Source organism: Fibrobacter sp. (assembly GCA_024399065.1).
Lineage (GTDB): Bacteria > Fibrobacterota > Fibrobacteria > Fibrobacterales > Fibrobacteraceae > Fibrobacter.
Map to the genome: position 1 here is coordinate 37814 of JAKSIB010000005.1, position 25634 is coordinate 63447.

General features: G+C 42.1%; 22 protein-coding genes. 8 read left to right on the forward strand and 14 right to left on the reverse strand.

The genetic code is table 11. The annotated features are described in order from the left end of the window. Positions 1-150: 150 nt before the first annotated feature. The 8 genes from MJZ25_03720 to MJZ25_03755 all read right to left on the reverse strand — a co-directional run bounded on the left by MJZ25_03720 (position 151) and on the right by MJZ25_03755 (position 10001). Complete coding sequence (locus tag MJZ25_03720) at positions 151-1530, reverse strand: hypothetical protein (protein MCQ2123271.1); 1380 nt, start codon at positions 1528-1530, stop codon at positions 151-153. A gap of 9 nt (positions 1531-1539) precedes the next feature. Then, on the reverse strand, positions 1540-1773 hold the full coding sequence (locus tag MJZ25_03725) for a hypothetical protein (GenBank protein MCQ2123272.1): 234 nt from the start codon (positions 1771-1773) through the stop codon (positions 1540-1542). Then, positions 1773-3098: a hypothetical protein gene (locus MJZ25_03730; protein MCQ2123273.1), complete on the reverse strand. Its 1326-nt coding sequence runs from the start codon at positions 3096-3098 to the stop codon at positions 1773-1775. Before MJZ25_03730 ends, MJZ25_03725 begins: the two co-directional genes overlap by 1 nt. Before the next feature lie 55 nt (positions 3099-3153). Beyond that, positions 3154-4278, reverse strand: a complete 1125-nt coding sequence (locus tag MJZ25_03735) for a metallophosphoesterase (GenBank protein ID MCQ2123274.1) — start codon at positions 4276-4278, stop codon at positions 3154-3156. Next, the gene (locus tag MJZ25_03740; protein MCQ2123275.1) at positions 4275-4940 is read right to left on the reverse strand and encodes a hypothetical protein; all 666 of its coding nucleotides are present in this window, start codon (positions 4938-4940) and stop codon (positions 4275-4277) included. Before MJZ25_03740 ends, MJZ25_03735 begins: the two co-directional genes overlap by 4 nt. 8 nt (positions 4941-4948) lie before the next feature. After that, positions 4949-5422: a hypothetical protein gene (locus MJZ25_03745; GenBank protein MCQ2123276.1), complete on the reverse strand. Its 474-nt coding sequence runs from the start codon at positions 5420-5422 to the stop codon at positions 4949-4951. A gap of 103 nt (positions 5423-5525) precedes the next feature. Beyond that, positions 5526-6242: a hypothetical protein gene (locus tag MJZ25_03750; protein ID MCQ2123277.1), complete on the reverse strand. Its 717-nt coding sequence runs from the start codon at positions 6240-6242 to the stop codon at positions 5526-5528. A gap of 12 nt (positions 6243-6254) precedes the next feature. Then, complete coding sequence (locus MJZ25_03755; GenBank protein MCQ2123278.1) at positions 6255-10001, reverse strand: hypothetical protein; 3747 nt, start codon at positions 9999-10001, stop codon at positions 6255-6257. Positions 10002-10123: 122 nt separating this feature from the next. On the opposite strand from MJZ25_03755, the gene MJZ25_03760 reads away from it, so the two are divergent. After that, positions 10124-11002, forward strand: a complete 879-nt coding sequence (locus tag MJZ25_03760; protein MCQ2123279.1) for a hypothetical protein — start codon at positions 10124-10126, stop codon at positions 11000-11002. Here the strand turns inward: MJZ25_03760 and MJZ25_03765 are convergent. The 3 genes from MJZ25_03765 to MJZ25_03775 are packed head-to-tail and all read right to left on the reverse strand — an operon-like array spanning position 10955 to position 12657. Continuing rightward, the gene (locus MJZ25_03765; GenBank protein MCQ2123280.1) at positions 10955-11182 is read right to left on the reverse strand and encodes a hypothetical protein; all 228 of its coding nucleotides are present in this window, start codon (positions 11180-11182) and stop codon (positions 10955-10957) included. The genes MJZ25_03760 and MJZ25_03765 overlap by 48 nt on opposite strands. Continuing rightward, positions 11160-11603: a hypothetical protein gene (locus MJZ25_03770; protein ID MCQ2123281.1), complete on the reverse strand. Its 444-nt coding sequence runs from the start codon at positions 11601-11603 to the stop codon at positions 11160-11162. Before MJZ25_03770 ends, MJZ25_03765 begins: the two co-directional genes overlap by 23 nt. After that, positions 11596-12657: an AAA family ATPase gene (locus MJZ25_03775; protein ID MCQ2123282.1), complete on the reverse strand. Its 1062-nt coding sequence runs from the start codon at positions 12655-12657 to the stop codon at positions 11596-11598. Before MJZ25_03775 ends, MJZ25_03770 begins: the two co-directional genes overlap by 8 nt. A gap of 37 nt (positions 12658-12694) precedes the next feature. On the opposite strand from MJZ25_03775, the gene MJZ25_03780 reads away from it, so the two are divergent. Then, complete coding sequence (locus MJZ25_03780) at positions 12695-13123, forward strand: hypothetical protein (protein MCQ2123283.1); 429 nt, start codon at positions 12695-12697, stop codon at positions 13121-13123. On the opposite strand, the gene MJZ25_03785 is transcribed toward MJZ25_03780, so the two are convergent. After that, on the reverse strand, positions 13104-16028 hold the full coding sequence (locus tag MJZ25_03785; protein MCQ2123284.1) for a hypothetical protein: 2925 nt from the start codon (positions 16026-16028) through the stop codon (positions 13104-13106). The genes MJZ25_03780 and MJZ25_03785 overlap by 20 nt on opposite strands. Before the next feature lie 88 nt (positions 16029-16116). Further along, the gene (locus MJZ25_03790; GenBank protein ID MCQ2123285.1) at positions 16117-16683 is read right to left on the reverse strand and encodes a hypothetical protein; all 567 of its coding nucleotides are present in this window, start codon (positions 16681-16683) and stop codon (positions 16117-16119) included. Between the two features lie 135 nt (positions 16684-16818). Between MJZ25_03790 and MJZ25_03795 the strand changes: the two genes are divergently transcribed. The 4 genes from MJZ25_03795 to MJZ25_03810 all read left to right on the forward strand — a co-directional run bounded on the left by MJZ25_03795 (position 16819) and on the right by MJZ25_03810 (position 19869). Further along, positions 16819-16977: a hypothetical protein gene (locus tag MJZ25_03795; protein ID MCQ2123286.1), complete on the forward strand. Its 159-nt coding sequence runs from the start codon at positions 16819-16821 to the stop codon at positions 16975-16977. A gap of 117 nt (positions 16978-17094) precedes the next feature. Beyond that, positions 17095-17895 (forward strand): transposase, encoded by an 801-nt coding sequence (locus MJZ25_03800; protein MCQ2123287.1) that lies wholly within the window; start codon positions 17095-17097, stop codon positions 17893-17895. 189 nt (positions 17896-18084) lie between these two features. Then, positions 18085-18684 (forward strand): hypothetical protein, encoded by a 600-nt coding sequence (locus MJZ25_03805; protein MCQ2123288.1) that lies wholly within the window; start codon positions 18085-18087, stop codon positions 18682-18684. Positions 18685-18747: 63 nt separating this feature from the next. After that, positions 18748-19869 carry a hypothetical protein gene (locus MJZ25_03810; GenBank protein MCQ2123289.1) on the forward strand — a complete coding sequence of 374 codons (1122 nt, stop codon included), beginning with the start codon at positions 18748-18750 and terminating at the stop codon, positions 19867-19869. A gap of 325 nt (positions 19870-20194) precedes the next feature. Here the strand turns inward: MJZ25_03810 and MJZ25_03815 are convergent, their stop codons facing one another. After that, on the reverse strand, positions 20195-21811 hold the full coding sequence (locus MJZ25_03815) for a hypothetical protein (protein ID MCQ2123290.1): 1617 nt from the start codon (positions 21809-21811) through the stop codon (positions 20195-20197). Between the two features lie 139 nt (positions 21812-21950). Between MJZ25_03815 and MJZ25_03820 the strand changes: the two genes are divergently transcribed. Together MJZ25_03820 and MJZ25_03825 are read left to right on the forward strand one after the other, a co-directional pair. Next, positions 21951-22721 (forward strand): hypothetical protein, encoded by a 771-nt coding sequence (locus MJZ25_03820; protein MCQ2123291.1) that lies wholly within the window; start codon positions 21951-21953, stop codon positions 22719-22721. After that, positions 22663-25584, forward strand: coding sequence for a DUF285 domain-containing protein (locus tag MJZ25_03825; GenBank protein MCQ2123292.1), 2922 nt, complete (start codon positions 22663-22665; stop codon positions 25582-25584). The genes MJZ25_03820 and MJZ25_03825 overlap by 59 nt, the downstream gene beginning before the upstream one ends. The last annotated feature ends 50 nt before the right edge of the window (positions 25585-25634 follow it).

The window sequence follows — 25634 nt, forward strand, 5'->3', positions numbered from 1 at the left end:
GATTCAGCCGGCATATATTTCGCCTTGAATCTAGTCGAACAGTATTTTGCTGTTTCGATAAATTCAGGGAAAAACATATTATCACATTCAGAACTTGTATTCGACGTGATTTCGGCAATCAAACATTTAGTCTGAATCAGATTCAACCGATCATAGACTGGAAATATAGTCATCAAGGCGAAAGGGATAGTCTACAGTGACCTCCTTACCGCAATGCGGACATACAAATGTAGCCTTGATAGTAGTTGTCAGCGACACGTCTGCCATTGTATCGAAAATCAGCTTAGCATCGCTAACGTCAAGTTCGCTAAGATACGAAATCTTATCATGGATATTTTCACACCCCTCGATTTCGATTACCACAGCATTGCGAACAATCAATTCCAGTGCAACAGAAGCATCCTTATGATACTTTTCACGATAATAACGCAAATATTTTGCGACTTCAACTTCATGCGAGCGACGGCGCAGGTAAATGTCGCATTCACGGCCATCAGGCAATGTAAACGCATAATAACCCTGCATATGCTTTTCCATGATATCATCAGGATGCTTGTTGGTTTCAAACGACAGGTCATTGAACGTGATCTTGATTTTTTCCAAAACCTGTGGATCCGTAATCATTTCACCGGATGTCGGGCATTTATACTGATATACCGGCAATGGCTGGTCGGTAAACGACGATGCTCGAAGCCAATGCAGCAAATATACTTCATCATCAGCCAAAATTTCAGCCGGATCAACCCCCTGTACACGACGGCCAAAGATTTCGTCAAATATATCGTTGACGTTATCCGCATCAATGTCCCCCAGAGTCATTACATCAATAAGTTTAAATGACTGGCCATACATAGCCCCTTCATAAAATACACCATGGGACGGCAACCCTCTGATCTCGGTAAATTGATCGTACATGCGGTGTTCCTTAGGTGTTTTTGCTGGAGCAACCACCTGCGGCTTGACCGGTTTCGGCGGTTCAACTACAGGCGCCGTCTGGCGTTTAGTTTCTGTGCGGCGACGTTCGGTGTTTACTTCCGATTCAATGGCTGGTTTTACAGGTTTTACCTGTTTTACCGGTGCTACCGGTTCCTGTTCAGGTTCTTGATCCAAATACTGGCCTTCAAGTTCATTTTCATTGTCTTCACCAAAGTCCGGTTGAATCATACCAGAACGCATCAATTTTGCCATCACTGCGTCATAATCTTCGGCGGCCATATCCTGAACACCATTATATTCCGGGACATTCTGCACACGTTGTACTGTGTTTGACTGAATTTCCATAGGAATTTCATCAGCTTCAATGGAATTACTGCGTTCAACAACAGGAGCAGCCTTTTTCTTGATCGGGCGAATATTCTGCTTAACCATTCCCTTGGAACGTTTTACATTCATTGCGGCCTCCCTAATTTCCTTATTTCTACGATTCATGACTTCAACCGGATCTTCGGTCATTTCAAGGCCATGATTAACGGCAATTCGATTCTTTGCCTGCTGAATAAATTTCAGTGTTTCTTCATCATACTGTTGCATAGATGGCATTTATGTACCCTCACACACTCGATAGATATATTGTGGCCCTTGGTATTGTTTCCCATTCACCAGTTGGACATCAATTGTATCGCAAGCTTCATTAGACAATTCATCCATCTTAGCATTTGCTTCCTCAATGGTATCAAACGGGCCAATAAATTCAGGGGCAACCGTAGAATCATCTTCGTACGGTTTATCCCCCTGAAAACTATTCACGTCATATTTCACAACGTAATACACCATTACTTTGATTCCTTAATGTCAGCATTGGCGGCAGCTTCAGCCTTCTTGAAATATTCCTTACGGGCATCAGCAATTCGACGGCCAAGCATTGCATTAAAGTACGACGCCATGATAACGGGCGACGACAGCAACTTTGTAGACAGCAACTGACGCTGCTTTTCATAGATATTGTCCCAGTTGACACATACCTTCCACTTTGAAAGCATAGCGTCAAGATCCTTTACGGATGTCTTTACGCCAAATGTCATTCCAGTCGCCTTACAGATATGCATGCCGTCATCATATCCAGCATCATCAATACCAGCAATAGCGACGGCACCGGACGCAATTGACATCAATGCATCGGTATCCACCGCAGTAATGTTATAATAATCGATCTTCACGTCATCGGGTTCAGAGCCACCCATAGTATGAATCACAAAATCAAAACCAGCGTCACGTTCAATTGCAGCAGTCTTAACCGCATTAGTCTTGCTTACAAACGGATTTGCCCAGTGCTGGATATTATGCACGGTCCTATCCTGAATCAGCTTAACCAGACGTTCATCCAATTCACCAACAGAGCACACGGTAAAATCATACTTATCGGTTCCATGGATGATCAAATTCTGCACGTTCTGCGGAATGACGGTACCCTTGACAAGAACCTTCGGAGTACGGATGGATGTAGAATATCCGGTAGATTTCAGGAAGATCTTTCCGACCGGGTAGAAATTTTCTGTCATGAACGTAGGGATGACAAGCACTTCCTTCTTTTCATGAACAAATCCAATTTCCTTGACAGCCCCGGCAAGTTCTGCGTTCGGGACGATCACCTCATCAGCAATAGACATGGCGTCTTCAACTGTAGTGACAGTAATCATGTTGACCTGACGGCCACCCGGAGCATCCCAAACAAATTCATCCAGACCATAGATGATACGGAGCGACATGGAACGGAATTCATTAGCCTGTTCAATGTATGCTTCCTTTTCTTCAGCAGACAGATTAGCGGCGTCGGCCTTCCAGTTAGGTGCCAGCTTTTCCATGAGTTCATCAACCAAAGACAGTACGGTATTGTTGAACGTGCCGTTTGCTACGTTATCAACCCACAGTACATTGTATTTAGAAAGATCAGGGCGAGACTCGACAAAGGTTGCACTATCCATAGTAGTAACCTTAATCGGCGCAATATGACCATAAAAGTGCTTAAACTCAGTCATTGCGCCAGCGCCACGAATAAATGACAATCTGGAGGATTCATCAGACACAAACAGGATGTCAAAATGAACCTTATCCTTTACAGCGTCATTAACATATTCTTCAATCTTCTTCTGGAAATCCATATAGCGTACCCTTAGTTGTACATTTTTTAATTAACAACTAAATTAGTACACTTTTTTATGGATTAGAATCAAACTCTCGCAAGAATGACAATATTTTTTCTGCAGGATTCTCGCCACTATGTAACGTAGGTAGGATTTCAGGGTGCTTTTCCATATAGATTGAAGCCATACTGATGGAATCGCTAGACATAATTCGTCTTGCTTCTTCGTTATCCTGCTCACGAGCTTCCTCGACCGTTGCAGTATCTTCACCGCCATAAGGGATACTCTTGATGACGATGGGGTTACAGTCAAGCACCTTGCCTTTAAGTTCAGACGCTTCATCAAACGAACGGTCATTACGAACGTAATACCTGACGAATGAATTAGTCATATCAGGCAAGTTGTCCAATTCTGTATCGACACATTCAATAAATCTCGGTGATACAGTATTTTCGACAAACGTGATATTGTCCTTGTCATCCAGCAAATAATACCCGCAGTCGGTGCCAACGTGAGCAAATGACAAGTGATACGGGGACCCAGTATACACTATTTTATGATCATTACCCGATTTTCCGGTAATTTCAGACCGGCAATGATAATGTCCACTAAACGTAAACTTAGCCGCATCCAAGAACTTCTTAGGTTCAAACCCTCCAGATGATATCTGGCCGGCCTCCATCAACGCACCGACCATTTCAAAATGGCCAGCAATCACGGTCTTTTCGATATCCGACTGCATGCGGCAGCCAAGCTTCACTAGCCATGAACTAACCTTCTCTGCAGAATCAGGGATAACCCATGGAACAAAATACCATGTCTTACCAAGAATTTCATGCTTTCCGACCGTACCGGCAAACAGATGGACATTAGGTAGCAAAGACAGCATCCTAATTGATGTCACCGAACTACTGTTTTCGTACATCAGGTCATGATTCCCCGATATCACAAAAACTTCAAAGTCAGCAAGCTTATCCTTGAAAAAACTGATCGCATAATCTAGTGCGCCAACCGCAATGAACTGACGATTCGAAAACACATCACCCAAGAACACGATCTGCTTTACATTTCTTGCCTTCAGGTCATCAACCATCCAATCCAAGAACGCATGCTGTCCCTTGACCACATTATCCTTGATAGTAGCATTTTCACACTTAGGTGCAAAATGCAAGTCACCAACTATAGCTACTTGACTCATTGTTTATTTTCCAAAAGTTTACGTTCGTTTGCCTCGGCAGTAGCACGAACCTGTTCGTTAATGTTCTTTTCGTTTGCAGCCGTCCATCCAGCAATCAGCTTATTGATCTTGTCCGGAGTCATGTCCATTTCTTGTGCGTCATTATTGCCGATTTCACCGGATTGAATCTTCTTTTCAATGTCACGGTCATTCTCTTCACGAAAATCCTTAGTCATCTTATTCAGATTTGCCAATGAATTAGTGACCGACGTAATCATATTCGCCACGGCTGCCCACATCTTGTCGCCCGGCGTAATCGTAGTTTTCAACTGGTCATACATGAACTGCAGCATGTTCTTACCCATATCATACAGTTCATGGGCCTCATGTCGAATTCGGGCCCTATCCTGACGCAATACATCATCATTGATTTCATCGGCCTCGATTTCGTCAAATGACGTATCCTTGAACTGCAATGCATCGGCCTGTGCAGACAATGTTTTTGTAGCGGCCACAAGCTGTTTAGCACTATTCAACGCATCCTTAGTAGAACCTAGTGGCAACTGGAGCTGTGATTCTATACCTTCGAACACATTTGGTTCAGACTGGGTGGCCGGCGCAGGTGCGGAACCTTCAGTAAAGTCAATGTTAAAAAACTGTGACGGGTCAATTTCTGTAGACATACGCACCCCTAAATAATCATGCCATGTTCACGGCCATAATTTGCAACGGTTACGAGCGAATTAGCATTTCTAGGATAATATCGAATCGCTTCCTGACAATTACCCAAGAATTCAATATATGCCTTTTGCTTGTTGACCTTCATCGTCAACGAAGATATGGTTTCATTTCCATCAACCATAGTCTTAACACCTTCTGCGTTCGGGTTGAACGGTAAACGTGTATGCATCGTTTCTTCATATATTTGCTTTCTGGTCTTTCGCAGCGTATCTTCAAGTTCTTCAAGCTTGATCTTTTCTTGCAAGATAAGTCCACCGATTTCCATGGCGCCCTCACCCATGTTGTATGTAGCATTATACATGATTTTCTGCAAATCCGGGCGACCGTTTTCATCATTACTGTCAAGCGTCTCCATCATGAACTCACGGAGCCTCTTGATCTGTTCATTATTCAACATATTACGGACTTTACTATCTTGCTTCATAAAATACCTCTAACGATTAAAATCTAGTTTATTCCATCATTTTTTTCAAATCAGAAAGGGTCCCCCCGAAGGGAGACCCATATTCTGTATCCAATTACGACAATTAGATCACGCCGTAACCCTTCGGAATATGCAGATTGAATCGGTCGTAACGGAATTCAACCTTAAATGTTCCGAGCTTTGCCTGATCGTAGTCAAGGCCGAAGCTAGATGCATCCACCGCTTTCGGCCATGCGTTTTCGAACACGACGGTCAGAATCACGTTACCATAATTCCAGTCGTACAGTTCCAAACGAACGCAAGCGTTACGCAGCAACTTGGCATACAGGTTGTTGTGGTTTTCCTGCTGGCCAAGGCCAAGGTAGATGTTGTTGTTGCCTTCGACCGACGTACGATCGTTATCAGGCACCATAGCACCGGGTGATCTTGCCAAAATACCCTGATTGAAGCAAGTCTGGTTCCAAGCAAGCATAGCTTCGTACGCACGCATGTCTTCCAAGAGCAAGCATTCCATCGAAATGGTATTTGCCAGACCGTCCTGCTGGGTCGGATAATACTTTTCAAAACCCATATACTTGATCGAAGCATCCTTGGTCTTAACCGCAGGAATCTTCAGACCCTTGTTGATATGGAGAGTAAAGTCATCGTCACCACCATCGATACCGAACGAATCGCCGTTAGTAGTTTCCACACCGATCAACTTAAAGATATCGGTGGGGATGATCATACGCCAACGGGTGCTTCGCACTGGATCCGGTAAGTTGTCAATCTGACCAGCCCAGAAGGTCTTTCTACTAAATTGGTCGTTATTATAACCCATGATTCAGCCTCCTTAGGAAAGTGTTGTCGTGATCTGATTACCATCGCTAGTAGCGAGGACTTCAGAACGAAGATAGATGTAACGGGTACTCTTTGTCGGACGAACCTTCAGATCGACATACAACTTATTCTGATCAATGACTTCCGGCGGGTTGTTGCTGTCGTCGCAGATAACAACGGCAGAATAGAAACCGGCAGGATTTGCGGTCATGATGGAGTTGAGACGAGCCTGAAGATCAGATGTGATCTGCAGACGAAGAGCAGCTGTATTCAGGCGGAATACCTTGTCATCAAGATACTTGTAGAAGCTCTTGTGGACACCGGCCATGAGCATGGATACGTGGATCTGGTTAAATGCGGTATCTTCCATCTGCATTGTAAAGTCGCCCCAGATATACATGCCATCGGATGTAGAACGGGTCGGGTTACAGTGGATGTCGCTCAGCTTAGCGATATCAGACGTACGGTCTTCCGGATAGCTGAAGCGGCGAGGATACTTTTCACGAGTTCCCCATGCGGACGGCACAACACCGGTAGTCTTACCTGCAGGAGGCAACCACCAGATACTTCCTGCACGGTTTGACGTGATCAAGGATGCAAGCTGGATAGACTTCACGCCTTCGACATTACCATTCGTATAAATGGAATCGTAGAAGATAGAACGGCCATCATAGATAGCACCCCAACGTCCAAGGGTCGAACCGAAACCGGTAGCAAGGATATTCTTCTTCAATGCAGTGTCAAGCTTAGCTTCACCGACGCCATCCATAATTGCGAAACAGTCCTTACGGAGTTCGCAAACATTAAGCATAGCCTGCATTACCTGAGTATTCAAGGTTTCAAGATTCTTCATGAACAGGTTGTTGATACCGACACCGGCAGCAACAAGCATGGACACATCAGAACCATCCTTGTCAAGGTAGAGGTTCCAAGCAGTAGACAGAGTACTGCCGCTACGGTTATTGTTCGGATTATAGGACCATACAGCGTCATTCTGGATAGCCGGGTCATCGTCATTGTAAGCGATACATGTAACGCTTCCATTCAGGACACCTTCAACCATAGACTGCGACAAGTCATATGAATCGTTTTCAAGGAAATAGTCCAGAATACCACTTTCGTTCAGTACGAATGTAGCACCACTATTTGTCAATTCAGAGTCAGCGGCATCACCGATGAACAACTGAGTATTGTTGTAGGTGTACGGGACGATGGTACCTTCGAATTCGTAAAGCTGGCCATTGAACTTATAGCTAACGGCGAGGAACATACGAGCGATATTTTCACCATCACTATTCAAAACATAGACCTGACGAGGATTACCGTTGAAATCGATATCAAGGTACTGAGTCGTAGCCAATCCAAGACCCAAGAAAGTAGCACCGATATCAGAATCAGCCAAAACCTTTGGAGATTCTTCAACTTTCACGTCATTTCCATCGCAAGCTTTAATGATAACATCAATGTCGTCATCAACATCGTCACACATGACCTTCTTCTGGTCTTCCTTACCAACATACAAACTGTAGTTCGAAATAATGTACGTGTCAACAACGTCACGGTAATGAACTGTATCTACACTACATTCGTATGCGTTGGCAAAATAGGGACGATCCGGATTAGGTTTGGGGAGGTTCTTCACCGTCAAACCAGTCATCCAGCCAGACGCAGTATCAATGGTAGAAATCGTGAAACCAACATCTCTCATCGGAACACGAGTCGAACCATCGGGCGACAAGCCCTCATAGGTGAACGTAATCACGTCACCAACAGACGCCTGAGAAGCAATGACGTTAGACTGCAAAGCGGTAAATTGGCCATCTTCATCTTCATACCTATATCCATCCTTTTTAATGTTGACGTCGGTTCCTTCCACCACTTGTACATAAGACTGCGACGTAACAGCGTTGTACACAACGTATGCAGACAATGACAAATCAACAAGCTGATAAGTCAACGGATGATTAACGTCATTGTAGGTGACTTCAGTCTGACAGTTTTCTGGCACATCATTCAACAGTGTAATCTTACCGCTCAATGCATTAATGTCGGTAATCGTAGTTACCATTACCACGTTAGTTGTATCAATTGCAACCATCTTATCGTCACCAGTTCTTTCTGTCTTTTCACCATACGAAAGGACATTCTTACCACGAACGATTGCAACCTTATCGCCAATAGAGTAATCGTAAGCGGCACTTGGTTTTACCCAAACCACATTTCCCGTATGACCAAAGGATGACTCGTCGATATCATTGGCGATAATGCCATTGCCATATCCAATATTTGCGTTGCGCAAAACTTCAACGACAGCGTTAGCAACATCTTCCCAAGTTTCTGCAGAGCTGATATCCACTTTATATACGTCGTAATTTTCGCTGAATTCATCAACAACAATTTTAGCAGCATTAGTCAACAAGGTAGTCGATTCAATTTTACCAGCAGTTGTAGTAACCTCTGAACCTTTAACATCAAGGATTTCAACAACACAATACAACTCTTTGGTAGTTTCTTCATCCACTTCGACCGTGTAGTAGATACGCAAGGTATCACCGATCAAGAGCGATGATGTTTCCATCAACGACTTGAAAATCCAGTTTCCGGTGATTTCATCAACCTTCACAATAGAACCAGACTTCATGTGAGTATAGCACGTATTGGACTTATTGACAAAGCGGAGATAATACGGTTCCTTATACGAATCCAAGAATTCGATCATCTGACCATTCTTAATCGAGGTAGCTGGGTTATATGCCCCATTAGAACCCCAATGCATTGAAGCGAACGTCTTAACGCTATTTCCAGCCACAGCGGTGCGGACATTCATATAATCATAGCCGTCGGCGACAGCATTTTCATGATCACAGTAGATGATTGCATTCGGCTTATTCACGCCATTAGCCATGAACTTGGCGTCAAGTACTTCAAGATTAACGGTCTTATCAACAATTCCAGTAACCAAAGCTTCTGCACTACGAGACGATGTTCCACCATCCGTAATAGGGAGACGCACACGGTCACCGACAATAAAGCCCGGGTAAGTAGACAAAGTACATGTGATTTTAGGATTTGCACCTGATACGGCGGTTTTCTTATCATATTCGCAACTAACAATATCATAGCGAGTATATGCACGATAAGAATTGCTCGGGTCACTATTCATCATAGCGAACAAGACGGTATCGGTAGGCTGCAGCTTACGGTTATCGTCATACCAACGGCACTTATCACTATCAGAGAACGTTTCACTTGCGTTAACGTTAAAGTTGACGTTAGTACCTTCCGCAATAGTTTCGGAAATATTGTTAATCTTACGAGTAACGCCATATTCAGCGGCACCATCAGTCTTATAACGGGTCGATGCAAAATGCTTGATATTAAACGAATTCTTCGGATAGCTGGTGTAACGGTACGCATTCTTGTCGAATGTGACAACGTATGCATCAGTCTTCAGATCCCTCTTATAGGGATCACTCTTGTCAATAGTTTCGCCATAGGGACGAATAAATTCAACATAGCCACCAGCATTAAGCACTGCACGAGCTGCATACAGACCCTGATTGTACTTATAGCTCTGGAAGCCATACCCAATTTTGGTGTCCTGTTCAGCCGTATTTGCCAACGTAATGATCTTATTGAGTTCACCCTTGGAAGCGAAACCTACAATGCCTGCCACAGTTTTCGGGTCTTCGACCATACTGTATGCAGAGCTGTCTTTAAGTTCAATGCGAACTCCAGCAGCACCCATTTTTGTTCCCATAGTATACCTCATGTTTTCACATTAAGTTCATTTGTGAAAAGTTTATGGGGTGGTCACGTTTTTTAGCCGATTTTAGGGAAAAAACTATAAACTATGTGTAAATAATCGTTCAAAGGCTTTATATGATCAACAAAAAGGCATTCAACTGCAGATTAAATCGAATGAAGGACGCATATCCAGATGAACGTCCCCTAATTGAGGCGATTCAGAACGAATTCAATAAGAAAGTTGAATTGATTTCACCTAATACCAAAAAAGCCTTGCTGACATTCCCGGAGCAGTTTACCCAAGAAATCCGTACGTCCAGTGAGAACTGGACAACCATGCTACATGTATGGGCGGACAACCAGCTTACTGATTTGTTGCGAATCGACCCGAGAAATCTGACTGCAAAGAATTCGAACGGTGACTGCGTACTAAAAGTCCTTATCATGGCGGCACTTGGTGCGTTTACCGAACAGATTAACTACGAACTGATCGAAACAATCTTAAAAACACCGATGCAGTTTACCGAATTAACTAAACCCGGAGACCCAGAATCATCTATTCCGGGTAACGTCTGGTACGAACGAGACATCAACGGCAAGAGCGTAATTGAATTCCTATATAATTTTGCCAACGCCGATGATGAGTTCAGCGGACGTGAGCCCGATGAACGTCTAATCGGCATGATTAATCATTATGCGGAAAAAGCTCTGGATACCGAAATCCTGCCAGACATTGCAATTACAAAAGTTGATGAGCAGGCCGCCCAAGATGAAATTGAAGAAACCGACGAGGCATTGGACAACACCCTAGAAACCGACCCGGAAAACATCGAAACTGCCGATGAAGAATCAGGTGAACCTATTGACGATGATACCGGCGACGTAGTAAATACAGAAGAACCTGCCAAATCGCAGGTTCCTGAATCTTCCGTAGGTGAAGAAGGCAATGACGATAGCAAGAATATGCTAAATATTCTCAGCACCCTTATCAAACTTGGCCGTTGCTTTAGCTAACGCATCTTTCAAGGTTTCCGCTTTGCTGTCAAGGTGAACTTCATCATTCAATGTCTTTTCTACGCCAGAGTGCATAAAATCAACATTAAACCCACAGGCTATCATTTTGGTAGCCTTTTCTTCATCGCATCCAAATATTTCCATTATTGACTGAACGTCACTTTTTTCTGGCCCCGGCATTCTTACCTCTGCTAGTCTTTGATTTAGGCGCAATACCATCGAATTTGTACGCATACAATTCATCGACAACCTTTCGGTCAAGATCATTCTGCTGAATCATAAATTCAGCAGTATGCCCATCGGTATCATACAATTTCATGACACGTTGTTTATATGCCTCCCTATCAGCGATTGCGGCGGCCGGCGCCTTTAACCATCCATTGTTCAGATGTTTACCATTAAACCCCTGCATCACCTTCGCCTGAACCTTCTTTGTCAGTTTGGTAAAGTCAGTTGTATTAAGCGACACCCCCTCTCTATATAAATTGGGGGTCATCGAAATCGTAAGGATTGCCATATAGGTATCGAAATTATCGATATCCTCCTCGGTCACCGGCTGTCCCAGATTTCGGTCCATGATAAATTTTTCACGATCAAACATTAGGCTTTACCCACTTCCAGTCCTTTGATGTTGCATGGATAATCTGCATTACCTCAAGCAAGAATCCCCATAGTGCATACATCTGGTCAACCTGCTTTGTAGAACGTTCAAGCGCCTTGGCCAATGAAATACCAAATGGGATCATTGCGGTATCAGGCAACTGGTCAACTGCATAGTCGCCAAATGGAACATACACCGACTGGCAGAAAGAAATGTTTTCGGACAGATAACGGTACAATCCCTTTGCGTCAAACTTTGTCACCAATTCAAAAATTTCCGCAACGGAGTCATGTGCAAGCGCAACAGGCTCCCCGACAATACTACCATCATTCTCATTGAACGTATTATACATGACCTGAATCATAGAACGAATATCAGGTGCATAGTTATACATGATTTTCGCAACGGTGTTTTTGTCTACCGTACCGCCGACTGCAGATGTCTCGGTACGTGCTATATACATCAAACGTTTAAAAACACGTTTTTTATATTCTTCATTTTCGACATCAGGTGCCGTAAATTCGATACATGAGCAGCGTGACTTCACCGCATTAGGGATACGGAAAAAGTCATTGCATGTAAGAACAAAGCGCAAAGTTGATGCAGATCCCTCAATCAACGACTGGAGCGCTCTGTAAAATTGTACAGGTAAACGGGCGCCGTCAGCTTCGTCAATCACGACAAAACGAGGCATACCATTGCCAGAACTATACTGAGCATATTCTTCGATATCGGCAAGGATCTCGGAATCACGCTTTCCATACAAAAACAGGTACGGTGTACCAAGCATCTCAGGTATTGCTCGTGCCAAAGACGTCTTTCCTGTACCAGATGGCCCAGAATACAGGATATAATTATTGAACTGATTGAACTTAAATGCTGACCTGAACTGCTTCTCGACATGCTCCGGCAATATAATCGAGTCAAGATCATGACCACGATAACGTTCAACCCACGGAAGATTCTTATCTAATTCAGCGTTCACGACAGAATCGACAGACACTTGTTCGCCGTCTTCAGAAATACCATCACAAGTAAAAACATCTACAGCCATATTAAACCTCTTTTGATAAAAGATATAAACTTCTATCATGAAATCCAAATTTTTGACATATATCGAATCAACCGCCGACATATCGCCTATAATGCGGGAAGCTGTAGAATCAATCTACAAGGCGATCTATGAGGCAAACCTATCGCCAGACAATATGCCTATCACGACCATTCCAGAACCGGCGGCATGTGACCATGGCATAAACAATAACGAATATTTCGATGATGTCAAGGATTCCGTATTTAAAGAAGCCGAACTCGCAAAAGAACAGTCTGCCGAGACCATCGATAATCAGCAGCATATTGTTAGCGGAAAATTGCAAAATTCTGAAAACGCTAAAGTCAAGAAACCAACAGTAGTCGTTCCGGGACGAACAAGCTTAGGAATGACCAAAGAAGCAAATGGCACTCTTGGTGGCCAAAGCTTCTCGGCATCCGATAGCGGTTCTACATCCACTCAAGCATAAATTCGCTCTCATCATACTCAAGCTGCTCATCCCATCCTACGGCACTAAACAATCTGCCGAGAATCTGGGCTACCGATACGGTCCAATGTTTTTCCCAGTCAGGGTGGAATATTTCCAGCAGTCGCTTCGGGCATTCTTCGCCTGTAAAGCATATAATACTCACACCAAACAAATTATCAGCTTTTTTGATGAACTTCATCTTACTGCCTGCATATATAGGCTCATAAGGCGTCTGGGAAAGCACCGGGTCAGATTCAATCAAATAATTCCACACAGAACCAGCCTGAACACGCCAGTCAATGTTACTACGCAGGTCGGGGTGCATCGTTTCCAGTTCAGCGTACGTAGGGGGTTCACCCTTAACACCTGACGGACATGCGATGTATGTAAAATTCTCTTCACGCACTGCATTGAAGAATTCAGTTTTCATTTCCAGCAGTTTTTTACGCACCACAGACCTATCCATGGTATCCATCATCAGATTAACCATGTCCATCATACGGTCCTTACCGAACAATGCAGTAGAACTACGGACAAGTTCAAGACCTGTAATTGCATATTCCGGCTTGACATCAAGCGTACCCTTAACCCAACCGTCATCGCCTTTATGACCCTGATCAAGATATACGATATCTTCCATACTTTCGACAAGGCAAATGTATTTCTTCTTGGCCGTCACGATAGCTTTAAATATGCATTTTTCACGCTTCAGGAACAATTCGTTCGTATAATAGTTCCATTGTTCAGCATATCGAAGCATGTATTCATCTAGTTTTTCTTCCAGAATAACAGCATCCAATATACGACAGAAATCGGTGAGTCGATAACGATTATAGATTATACGATAGTCCCCGTCCATGAACATGCCATCGGCAAATGAAATCTGACACTTAGTAAAGCCAGTCTTTTCATCGGGTACACGCATATCATCATGGTTCCAAGCATCATGAGCATACTTATTGCACATACGATTGAACGCAATCTTTGAATCTGACTCATGGTCATTGTCGAATGTATAATGTTCAATGCAGTCATGGCCCTTAAATACGATCACTTCAGTACCGGTACCCTGCTTTTCCTCAAATTCCTTATAGATATCTTCAAACTTGACAAAGAATGAGTCTGTATCGCCATGGCTCATTCGCTTGTAATTCGTTTCACCATCAGCATCGATAAAGGTACCAACCAGTTCGGGGTCGATAGTCGGCGTATACCCAAATACTTCCTTAAAACGATTATCGTTAGCAATGTCGTTATTGATGTATTCAGCCAAACATGCGATCGTAAACTTAATCAACCGCTGGCCATAAGCAGTAATAGACGCAGCATTGTCAACATCATAGAATGCGAAGAAATTAGATCCAAGCAAACCATACAGAGAATTACCAAGGACCTTATAAACCTTCTGCATCATATCATAGATTGCAGCCAATTCTTTATTACCAGCCTTTTTGGCCTTCTTCATCTGCTTCTTTAGATTTGAACGACCATCAAACAGCAATCTGGTAACTTCAGGAACAACCCCAACCTTGTCCTTACGGAAATAGACCTGATACTTACCATTATGATCCCACGGCGACTTAATCAACACCTTGCGCTCTGCTTCAGAAAGCACATAATCGATCGGGAATGTCACCTTCAGTTCCGGCGACGTATTGAACGTCATCATAATAGAGGGGTAAAGAGAACGATAGTCGTACGACACTAAAATACGTTTAAATCCCGGAACAGAATACACGAATGCGCCCGGGAACGTTTCCTTATTCTGCGCACGATACGGGGGGAACACACGATTTGTATGATGCAGATGGTTCAGTACGAATCCAGTAAGCATTTTCTTGGATTCAAAAACCGATGTGAAAGGCACACGAGCTTCCGCTGCAGCGGATACGGCAAGATTGAACATCTTGACCTTGGCTTCAATTTTCTTCAACAGGCGAACGTCCTGAAAGTTATACAGGATAAACATATCCCAGTGATTTCGCCATGATAAATAGCCTTCCGGAAGCGGCGCCTTATGCTCATCACAAATAATACCGCCGATATAGTCCAACTTGTATGACGGCTGTTCAGAGAAGGTATACTTTCTATATAATTCCAAAAAGTCAATGACGGCAGTTCCGTTGATAATCAGTTCGCCGTCCTTAGAAAAGTACGCATGCTGATGACGTCCACGTAAACGTGACATCGGATCTAGACTGATCCCAAGCATCTTTGCACGATTTGCAATATAAGTAGTATCGTATTTAAAGTTCCAACCTGATAAAATATCTACATCATGGCTTCCTATGTCATGGCATAATTTCTGGATCAATTCAGTTTCATTGGCACAAAGGCAATATACCGCATTATTTTTTGCCAATTCTTCCTTAACCTTCGGGGAAACATCCTTCTCGACGCCATATACGATATACGAATCTGTCTTAGAAAAATATATGGTACAACAGTTAATAGGGTATTCAGCACGGGCAGCCGTAGGGAAACGACCGACCGTTTCAACTTCAATATCCAAAAACGACAGGTTAAAGTCCGCCATATTCGGGTGAAGCATCCCAGCATTTTCATAATGTTTTTGAAGGAAACGACCAATGGGATCAATATCGATTTCGGCATAATGATTATTTGGGCCGGCAGAAGCCTTCCTAATTTCACGTTCTAAATTCGCACTTGACATGCCGTCCTTCGGTTCCATAACAACCTTATAGACGTCCTCGTCCCAGATATTCTTCATGCCACATGGTTTTGCACCATATTCACCCTGAATGGTGGTATAAAACTCATGCTTCACCTTGACTGTATCCATGGTACCATCGACATACCAGATGAACATACGGTCATCATCAGTATCGTGGTAAACTGCACGATACATAGGAATTTCATTTTCTGTAGATACATTTTCGCTCATGCGAAAAAATGTAGCAACATTCGAAACAAATTCCAAATTTTAAAAGGCCCCCACAAATGGAGGCCTTTTTGAATGAATAATTCAGCTATTACTTCTTGTTGGCGAAGAACTTGGTGATTTCGTCAAACTTAGCAAGAATCTTTTCGGCGTCACGAGCAGACTGTTCATCAACAGCCAGCGACTTTACATAACCACGGAACAATTCAGCCTTGTTCTGGGTTGCGCAACTGGCGTCAAACTTCTGCTTCGGGGTGACCTTAGCCTTCTGCGCTGCCTGTGCTGCCTTAGCAATAGCGTCGAAGCCGCCATTACCTGAGCCAGCCTTAGGTGCGTCAGACACTTCAGCCTTCACATTAGTAGTGAGCGTAGTGACCTTTCCGTCATCTTTTTTGTCGGTGACTGTATCCTGCTTGATAACCTGTGTAGCGGAACCCTTGGAAGGAACCTTGACAGCGCCTACACTCTTAGCGGATGCATCAACACCCTTGCCAGACGACCAAGAACCAGTGTCAACCTTGATGCCGTTAAAATCAACGACGGATTCGACAACAGGCTTTGGATTGGCAACGATGTTGTACGGGGTATCATCGATCGGTTCAGCTGCAATCTGATCAATGATGTCTAAAATACTTTCGAATTCATTAGCCTTGTACATGACCATACCTCATTAATGGTATTTTACCGAAAGTTTATAATAGTTGTAACAAAAAACTCACGGGTCTTTAACCCGTGAGATGAATTGCTGATGAAAATAATATAGTTTAATGATATATTTAATGGAGTATGCCGTATGAATAAACAATTACAATTGGATACTGATAAGGTCATTGAAGAAATGATTTCCAAGAATGACATGACTGGCAATGATGCTGATATGATGAGAAAATCCAAGATGGGTGTATGTAAAGTAGATGCCAATGGTAACATAACTAAAACGCAAACTAAGTAATATAAACTATATGGTGGATAGGATAATTGGCGTTCTCCAATCCACGTAATCAGAGAGTTTTTGATGGCTGGTAGTGGAATGAACGCCAAATTAGTCCGCTACTAGCCATTTCTGTATATGATAAACAAGGCATTCAAGATACGGTTGTACCCGACAGTAAGACAGGAGAAGTTCTTCAACAAGACCTTCGGCACTTGCCGTTTCATCTATAACCAGTTCATAGACTTGAAGAAGTCAATCTTTGAAGAGTCTCGTATATCATTTACGCCTAAGTTGGCCTCGTTCAAGGAGGAATGGCCTTGGATGAGGGAAGCCGACAGTCAGGGAATGGCTAATGCCTATATGGATGCCAAGGGTGCATACCAGAAGTTCTTTGATGGCAAATCACGCTATCCGAAGTTCAAGAAGAAAGGGGATAAGCAGTCCTACCGCAATGCAATGATGTCTAAGACAATGGAAACATTGATTCGGGGTGCTAGGAATGACCGCATATTCATTCCGAAGGCTGGTGAGGTCAAGTTCCGACAGGACTATGATTTCAAGTCATTGCCTATAACCAAAGTATGCAGTCTGACGATATCCAAGTCAAATACAGGCAAGTATTTCTGTTCCATCCTAGTGGAAATGGATGATGAACGGATGAAGTTGCCACCTAATCAAAATGATGTTGGTTTCGACCTCGGCATCAAGGATTTCCTGATAGACAGCGATGGCTGTGTCATTGAAAATCCAAAATATTTCCGAAAGAGTGAGCAAAAGTTGGCAAAGGAACAGCGAAAGCTGTCACATTGCACCAAAGGCTCCAATAATTATCGGAAGCAGAAGCATCGTGTCGCTCTGGTACACGAAAAAATACGAAACCAGAGAATTGATTTCCAGCACAAGGTCAGCAAGAGACTGATAGTAGAGAACCAATGACTGAGGGAATGGATAAATCCATTAAGCCTGTTGATACTGGTGTGGTTGCACACCGTGATCAGGAAGCCTGTAATGCCACGGATGGGCACGGGGAAACCCACCCATCTTTAGTGGGTGGGTAGTTCATATAAGATCTAATTTATTGTTGAAACCACTTATAAACTGTTTTATGGAAAATCGAGGTACACTATGAGCGGTAAAGTTGATCATAACGTAATCATCATGCCATCCAGCAATATCGTCAAGAACAAATCTACATCACATCAGGTGCAGAATGCAGCATACATGTCTGGCAAGGACCCCAAGGTAATCAAGACAGAAATTGATCAGGCAATTGAAGATACAAATATGGACGCATTGATGAATCCTCCACATGGTCTTGGCGATAAGCCGATACAGAATTATATCAACGTCAAGGGCGCCACTCAAGTATACGATAAATACAAGTATGGCAAAACATCCGAAGACGCTGAAAATGGCGAGGATGTTGGTCAAGACCCAATGGCTATCGATTTCAGAGCGCCAACATTGTTTGATGATAATGAAATTGACGAATTCAACTCGCTAGTAGCAGACATCAATTTCGCCGACGACATGAATGGTGCCGGTGGATCCGATGAATTCAATATGGAATTTAGTGAACCAACCGATGACAGCGAACCAGCATTACCAAATGATTCCAGCGAAACATTCAATTTCGACGAAACCACGCCAGAAAGTATTGCGGCGATCGGTAATTCAGACGTGCAAGACGGAAGCGATATATCTGGGGCATTCTCACAAATTTAACACAAAAACCACGGTAAGCCGTGGTTTTGACATAATTTAAGTAAAAAATAACAGGAGTTTCTAATGGAATCCCCTAAAATGCTTTTACTAAGTAATACAGGTAAATTTAACCAAGCTATGGCCCTGATATCAGAATCGATCACAGATTTGAATACCAAGGCGATGTTGTCCACCCATGAAAACGAAGATGGACTCATCATGCTAGATATTGATACAGAAAACGGCATCCATACTTCAGTGAGTACGATGTTGTCTTCGGCCCCGTTTGAACAACCAGTATTTATCTTTGCAAATGACCTTTGCGTCGCATCCAAGAAAATTCGTACAGAAAAAGCAACGGTAATGTGGATTGCCGATGGTAAATTGTACATGGGTGCCTACTATAATGACCGTCTGGAAGGTTTTGAGCTGGAATGTGGATTTAAGCCGGCGGGTGAATTTTTCCCAATGACCGACATTAACCCAACATCTACGGTAGACATTGACCAGATGACATTCAACACCGTTATTGATGCACTTTATGAATTCGATTCATTGGAAATCTACCGAAAGAACGGAATCGTATCATTCAGGACTGGCGACGACAGAATTACCATTGCCACAGTAATGCAGGCTGCAACAACACAGACATCGGATGCGCCAGATTTCTCCATCCGCATTGCAGCAAACACATTCAAGGTATTGCCGTTGATCAAATCGATTTCAGATGAACTTGATGCAGTTGTAAAGCTGGAAATCGACGATCGTCTCAAATATCTGCGACTTTCCGCAAAAAATTCCCAGATTGTCGCCGGGTATGAAAATACTAAACTAGAAACATTCACGTCTACAGGGCTCAAAAAGTTCATCACGATCGACAGCGGTGCAATTGCGGCATCCATTGACATAATATTCGGGATCAATTACATCAACCCAACAGGCATGCTGACCATCAGCGCAATTGACGAAGGTACCATTTCCGTCGAAAACTCTGACGAAGAACGTATTCACGTCAATCTAAGTGTAGGCGAGGTGACAGTTCACGATCAGTCCATGAAGGTTAAAATTCCGGCAGACATTTTGACAATGATGATCAGAAATTCAAACTGTCCAAAACTAACGCTTGAAATCGACCAAGATTCCCGAAAAATGATGATGCGATATGGCAACGGATTATTCCTGAGAAAATGCACGGCATCATACTAAAAAAAGACCCGGTTTCCACCGGGCCTTTTCATTTAATAGCTATTCATTTAGGAAGTTGACAAACTCCCACGACTAAAGTACGTGGGATTCTCCATCCCCGCCAATGGACGCCACCTTGCCCGATGGCTTCGCCACTTCTACCGCTTTGCGGTATCTTCGGCATTATACGGGGCCAGCGGCGAACCCTAGCATGAAAATTTTTCGCTTAATCACCACGATATTACCCGTTGTATGACCAACACTCAAACTTTCAATTCAAATATAGTTTATAACTTTTATTTTGTCAAGAGGTTTCATCCCACGGCTAAAGCCGTGGGCTTTCAGTTCAGCGTAATTCAGGCAGATCCTCTACGTCCGTTCCCTGTTCTTCATTGCCACCTTCATCAGGCGCCAACGGATTTTCATAGTTATCACCAAGTGCCGCATTAGTAGCATCAACAATATTATCAGACGATGCGTCAAAATTGGAATCAAAACTAAATCCAGCGTCGGCACTACCGGAACCGCCGTCAGAATAAGCATTCCAATCAAGATTACCAGCATCAAAGTCCATCGTAATACCATTGTCATAATCATTGGCACTATCGTTACCATCACCCCAAGTATTCATCTTGATAGAATCAACACTCATATTCTGGTTATTCTGATCCTTATACACGGTATCACCGAAGATCTGTTTCATCTTATCGGCAAACATGCTCAAATTCACGTCTTCGCCCGGATTATTGATGAACTTGACAAATTCATCCATCTGCTGCAAAGTAACATCGGTATCCAATTCAGAATAGTAATTAAGGAATGCGTTAGCCTTCTCGATGGCTGACGAACCCTTAATAATACCGACGCCGCCATGCAAGATTCCGTCAACCGACACAGGGTTTAAATTAGTATCCTGACCAGATGTGATCAGCAAGTGTGCATTCTGGGCAATCAGCTTTTCCAGAGTTCCAAGACCAAACGATGCATCGCTGTTGGATGTAGTATCAGTATCAATATTTGAAATTGAATCGACACCCGGAACTGAATTGCCTGACATCAACTTAATAAGCGCATCACGGAAATTGACCATATCATCCGCTTCAGGATTTTCGTTTTCTGCATTTACGCTACCCGGAGTCTGAGCAACCATTTCATCAGGTCCCGACATTCCGTTAATATTCGAAGGATCCTCACCAGCTGGTGCTTCAAAATTACCTGCACCGGCAGCCTGTTCATCCCCATCAGCGTCACCTTCAGCTTCAAACATTGCAGCGTCATTGCAAATTTTCAACAACTTGCTCAGGCCAGCGTCAACAGATTCACGAATCATAGCACTCGGCTGAATAATCGTATCATTAACATCACGCATTGCAGTGCCCATTCCATCCAGAATGTCAGAATTTTCAATGTCATCTGTTACTGAATAGCCATTAGCCTCATTCAACGCATCAATCGACTTCAAAATTGTATATCCAAAATTCATGCGGAACTGATCACTGTCCAACGATACTTCATAAAGCTTAGAATTACCAGATTCAGTCAACAACTTAATACTAATGTTTTTGTTGACATTAGGGTAGTACATTTCAACAAGCACTCGGGTATCATGTCGATTGACGATGAACTTACAGTGAGTTTCTTCCATGTCAATGCTGCTAAGATTTAGGCGCATGGAATGATCGGCAGTCTTAGACGTTGCTTCAGTCAACGAATGGATGACCTTACCATAGATATCCTTAATCGTCATGAACGGTCTTGACGACGTAAGGGCCGGGTTCTTGTCATAAAGGCGCTTATCGTGCTTTTCATTATCCTGAGGCTTGGTAATTGGACCCAGAATCTGTTTAGTCATGACTTCAATCTGTTTGGACTTAGCCGGCACAACGGGGCCGCTAGTAGTAGTTACGTAGCTAAGGCCCTGAATAGCCTCAAACAACTGTTTCTTATCAAATTTCTTTTCCACGATAGCATCCTCATTAATGCGTTTATCACAAGTTTATAATATAATAATTAAAAAGGATCTATCCACCAAAGTGGTGTTTTGGACAAAAATATAAACTATATATATATATATATATATATTACAAAAAATGAGGTAGCGTATGAGCGGCATATTAATGCATATGGGGATGGTTAATTTAGTGGAGAGGCTAACACAAACACATAATGGAATACCAAGTACCCCAGTACACCCAAATGTTCCACCGAACCCGAATATATTACCCAAGACTACTAAGTTAAAACTTAGATTAAATAATGACGATTTTGACCCAACGGAAATTGAGTCAGATTATCATCTATTCATTAAATGGTCTAAAGATGAGGAAGATTCTAATATATGGACAATGGAAATTAATCCGGAAATCTTTATTGATGCAGAAACATTGGCACTAAATATACGTGAGATGTCAGATGAATTTGAACCGCATGCCATTGATAAGAATCATATGAGGATGAAATTTCCACTGGAATATGCCGATGAGCTTACTGGCAATGAAGTTGCCGAACTATTGTATGATGAATTTTCCGAATTTGGGTGGATAGCCGAGAACGATACCGTTAAATATATTGAAACTGATGATGACAATGCTGCTTATGTGTTAGAAATTACTGCAACGAAACATGCGACTGCCGATAAGATACGATTAAATGATTATCTGGATGCTTCTGTCAATGATAATGTATCTTTATTATCATGCGATATTGGTAGCGACATGTTAACATATACGCCCGGATTATTCAGTGACTGCACTGGCATCACAAGTATTGGGAGCGATGCATTCAATAACGTCATTGATGGAACCGAGATGTTCCGTGGATGCACTGGGTGGGTTAACTACTATACCAAGCAATTCGTTCAATTCAGTTACTAATGCAACTAATATGTTTGCCGAATGTTCATCACTAACTGAAATCGAAAATGGAAATTTTATATCATTAATTAATGCTCAAGGAATGTTTGCTCTGTGTACATCATTGGAAACATTTGATAATACGTTTAATTCGGTAATCGATGGATCTAATATGTTTAGGGGTTGTACCGCATTGACGTCAATTCCTGATGATTCATTTAAACATGTGCAATGCGGAAATTCAATGTTTAGCATGTGTTCATCTTTGAAACTGGCACAATTAAGCTCATTTGAGTCATTAACTGATGCACAATATATGTATAGTATGTCCGGGGTATGCGACATATCAGGTTCATGTCTCGACAAAATACAATATGGGGATGGGATGTTTGCTCACTGTAATATAGATTGTATTCATGATATTAATATGGATAATCTCGATACAGGATCCAATATATTTAGTGGATGCGCAATTCGAACCATAACTAATGTTGTTACTAAATCGGCTAATTGGGTTGGTCGCCTACCAATGCTAGAAGAGGTTCATAATTTACAAATTACTGGAACTAGTGCATCGCATTGTTTTGCAGAATGTCCAAATCTGGTGCAGATTACTGATATTACTATGCCAAATGTTACTGATGCATCCTACATGTTTGCTGATTGCAATAAACTGGAACAAATTAGTATAGGCGGAAATCCGCAAATTGATAATGCATCATATATGTTTGCTGGATGCGGGGATTTGAAACAAGTTAGTATGGGTGAAAACCCGCATATTGATAATGCATCATATATGTTTGCAGGCTGTTATAATTTAGCTGCATTACCGGAAATGGATTACTCATCCATACGAGATGCATCATATATGTGCGCTTACTGCGAAACGCTTGAAATATTTACAAAATATATGCCTAATGTAACTAATGTTATTGGTATGTTTGAAGGTTGTTGGAATATTCTACTTGTTGATAATATTAATTTTGATAATATTACTGATGCGTCATATTTATTTAAAGATTGCGCACATCTATCATATATAAAAACCCTTAAATTCAGAAATGTTAAAAATGCATCCCATATGTTTGATGGATGCCGTTTTGGCCTAGATATAATTGACAATGAGTTCAATAATTTAACGACAACTGACTTTATGCTTGCCGGTACCTCACTCAGCGGCTTGTCTCTAAATATGACAAATGTGACCTCAGCAAGATATATGTTCAGGAATTGTGGACATATACCTGATTTATTGAGCGGTGAGTTAGATGTTAGTAATGTAATTGATGCGTGTGGAATGTTTAGCGGATGTACCATGGGTGGAGTCATTGAATGGTCTTCAGAACTACCGTTTAACAATGTTACTGATGTAACTCATATGTTCGATTCATGTAAGAATATCACTATGGTTAATTTGAGTTGTTTTGGTGATCAGGTTACTGACACATCATATATGTTTAATAATTGCGAGAACTTGGTTGAGTGCCATATAACTAACATTAAGCCATGCAACACAAATCATATGTTCTATTCTTGTGGTAAACTAGAAACCTTGACTATGGATATAAGTAATATAACGGATGCCCAGTTTATGTTTGCCCATTGTAATCTAAGAGTATCTGTAAATCAGGAATTCATGGGCTTCATGCAAAAATTATCTAATGCATCATATATGTTTTATGACTGTAATGGCATTGATGCAATTGATTTTGAACACAACACTATAGTTGATGCATCATATATGTTTAGTAATTGCCATAATTTACCTCAGGTAGATAAGGTCAATGTTCCGATGGCAACAAATGTATCGCACATGTTTGATAAATGTGATGCTTTGACGACCATCGAGGAAATGGTAGTTACTGAAGCGATTGACGCATCATACTTATTCTCTGGTTGCAGCGCATTAACCGAAATACGGAAATTTGTATCATCGAATAAGCTTGACAATGTAGCTAGTATGTTCGTTGAATGCACTAATTTAACCAGTATCCCGGAATTTGACACATCTGGTGTGACAAATATGGGAAATATGTTCTCTTATTGCGAAAATCTGGCTGAAATTCCGGAATTGGACACATCTAATGTGATAACTATGGAAAGAATGTTCTTCAGGTGTTTCGCATTACAAGCTATCCCGGAATTGGACACATCTAATGTAACAACTATGAGACAGATGTTTGTTTATTGTGATAACATCTTGACTATCCCGGAATTGGACACATCTAATGTAACAACTATGAGCCAGATGTTCCATGGTTGCAGTAAGTTAAGAGAGGTTCCTCATTTAAATACATCGAATGTTATTAATATGTATGGAATGTTTGATAATGGTGATGGGTTTAAGCCAAACAATACTTCATTGGCAAGTCTACCTGAACTGGATACGTCTAATGTAACAGATATGTCATATATGTTTAGGGGATGCAAGGGACTTACCGATGTTCCGCATTTTGACACTCGTAATGTAACGGAGATGTATAATATGTTCTCTGGCTGCACTAAATTGCAACATGTGCCTGATTTTAATACATCTAAATGCAAGGCTATGCGATCTATGTTCTATAATTGTAGTAGCTTACTGACTGCACCGAATTTTGATACATCTAACTGCCAATTTATAAATAGGATGTTCTATGGCTGCACATCATTAACCGCTGTACCACTATATGATTTATCTGCTGCAACCAGTATATATAGTATGTTCTATAATTGTAAGTCAGTGGCTAGTGGAGCCCTTGCGTTATATCAAAAGGGTTTCCCCTCCGTCGTATGGCCATCTGAGCGATCTGATATGTTCTACAATTGTGGCATAAATACAGATACGGGATTGGAGGAATTAAAGCAGATACCGAAAACGTATGGTGGCTTACTGGTAGCATAATAAAGCCATTATTTAAATAGACCAGCTATTATATAGCTGGTCTATTTTTT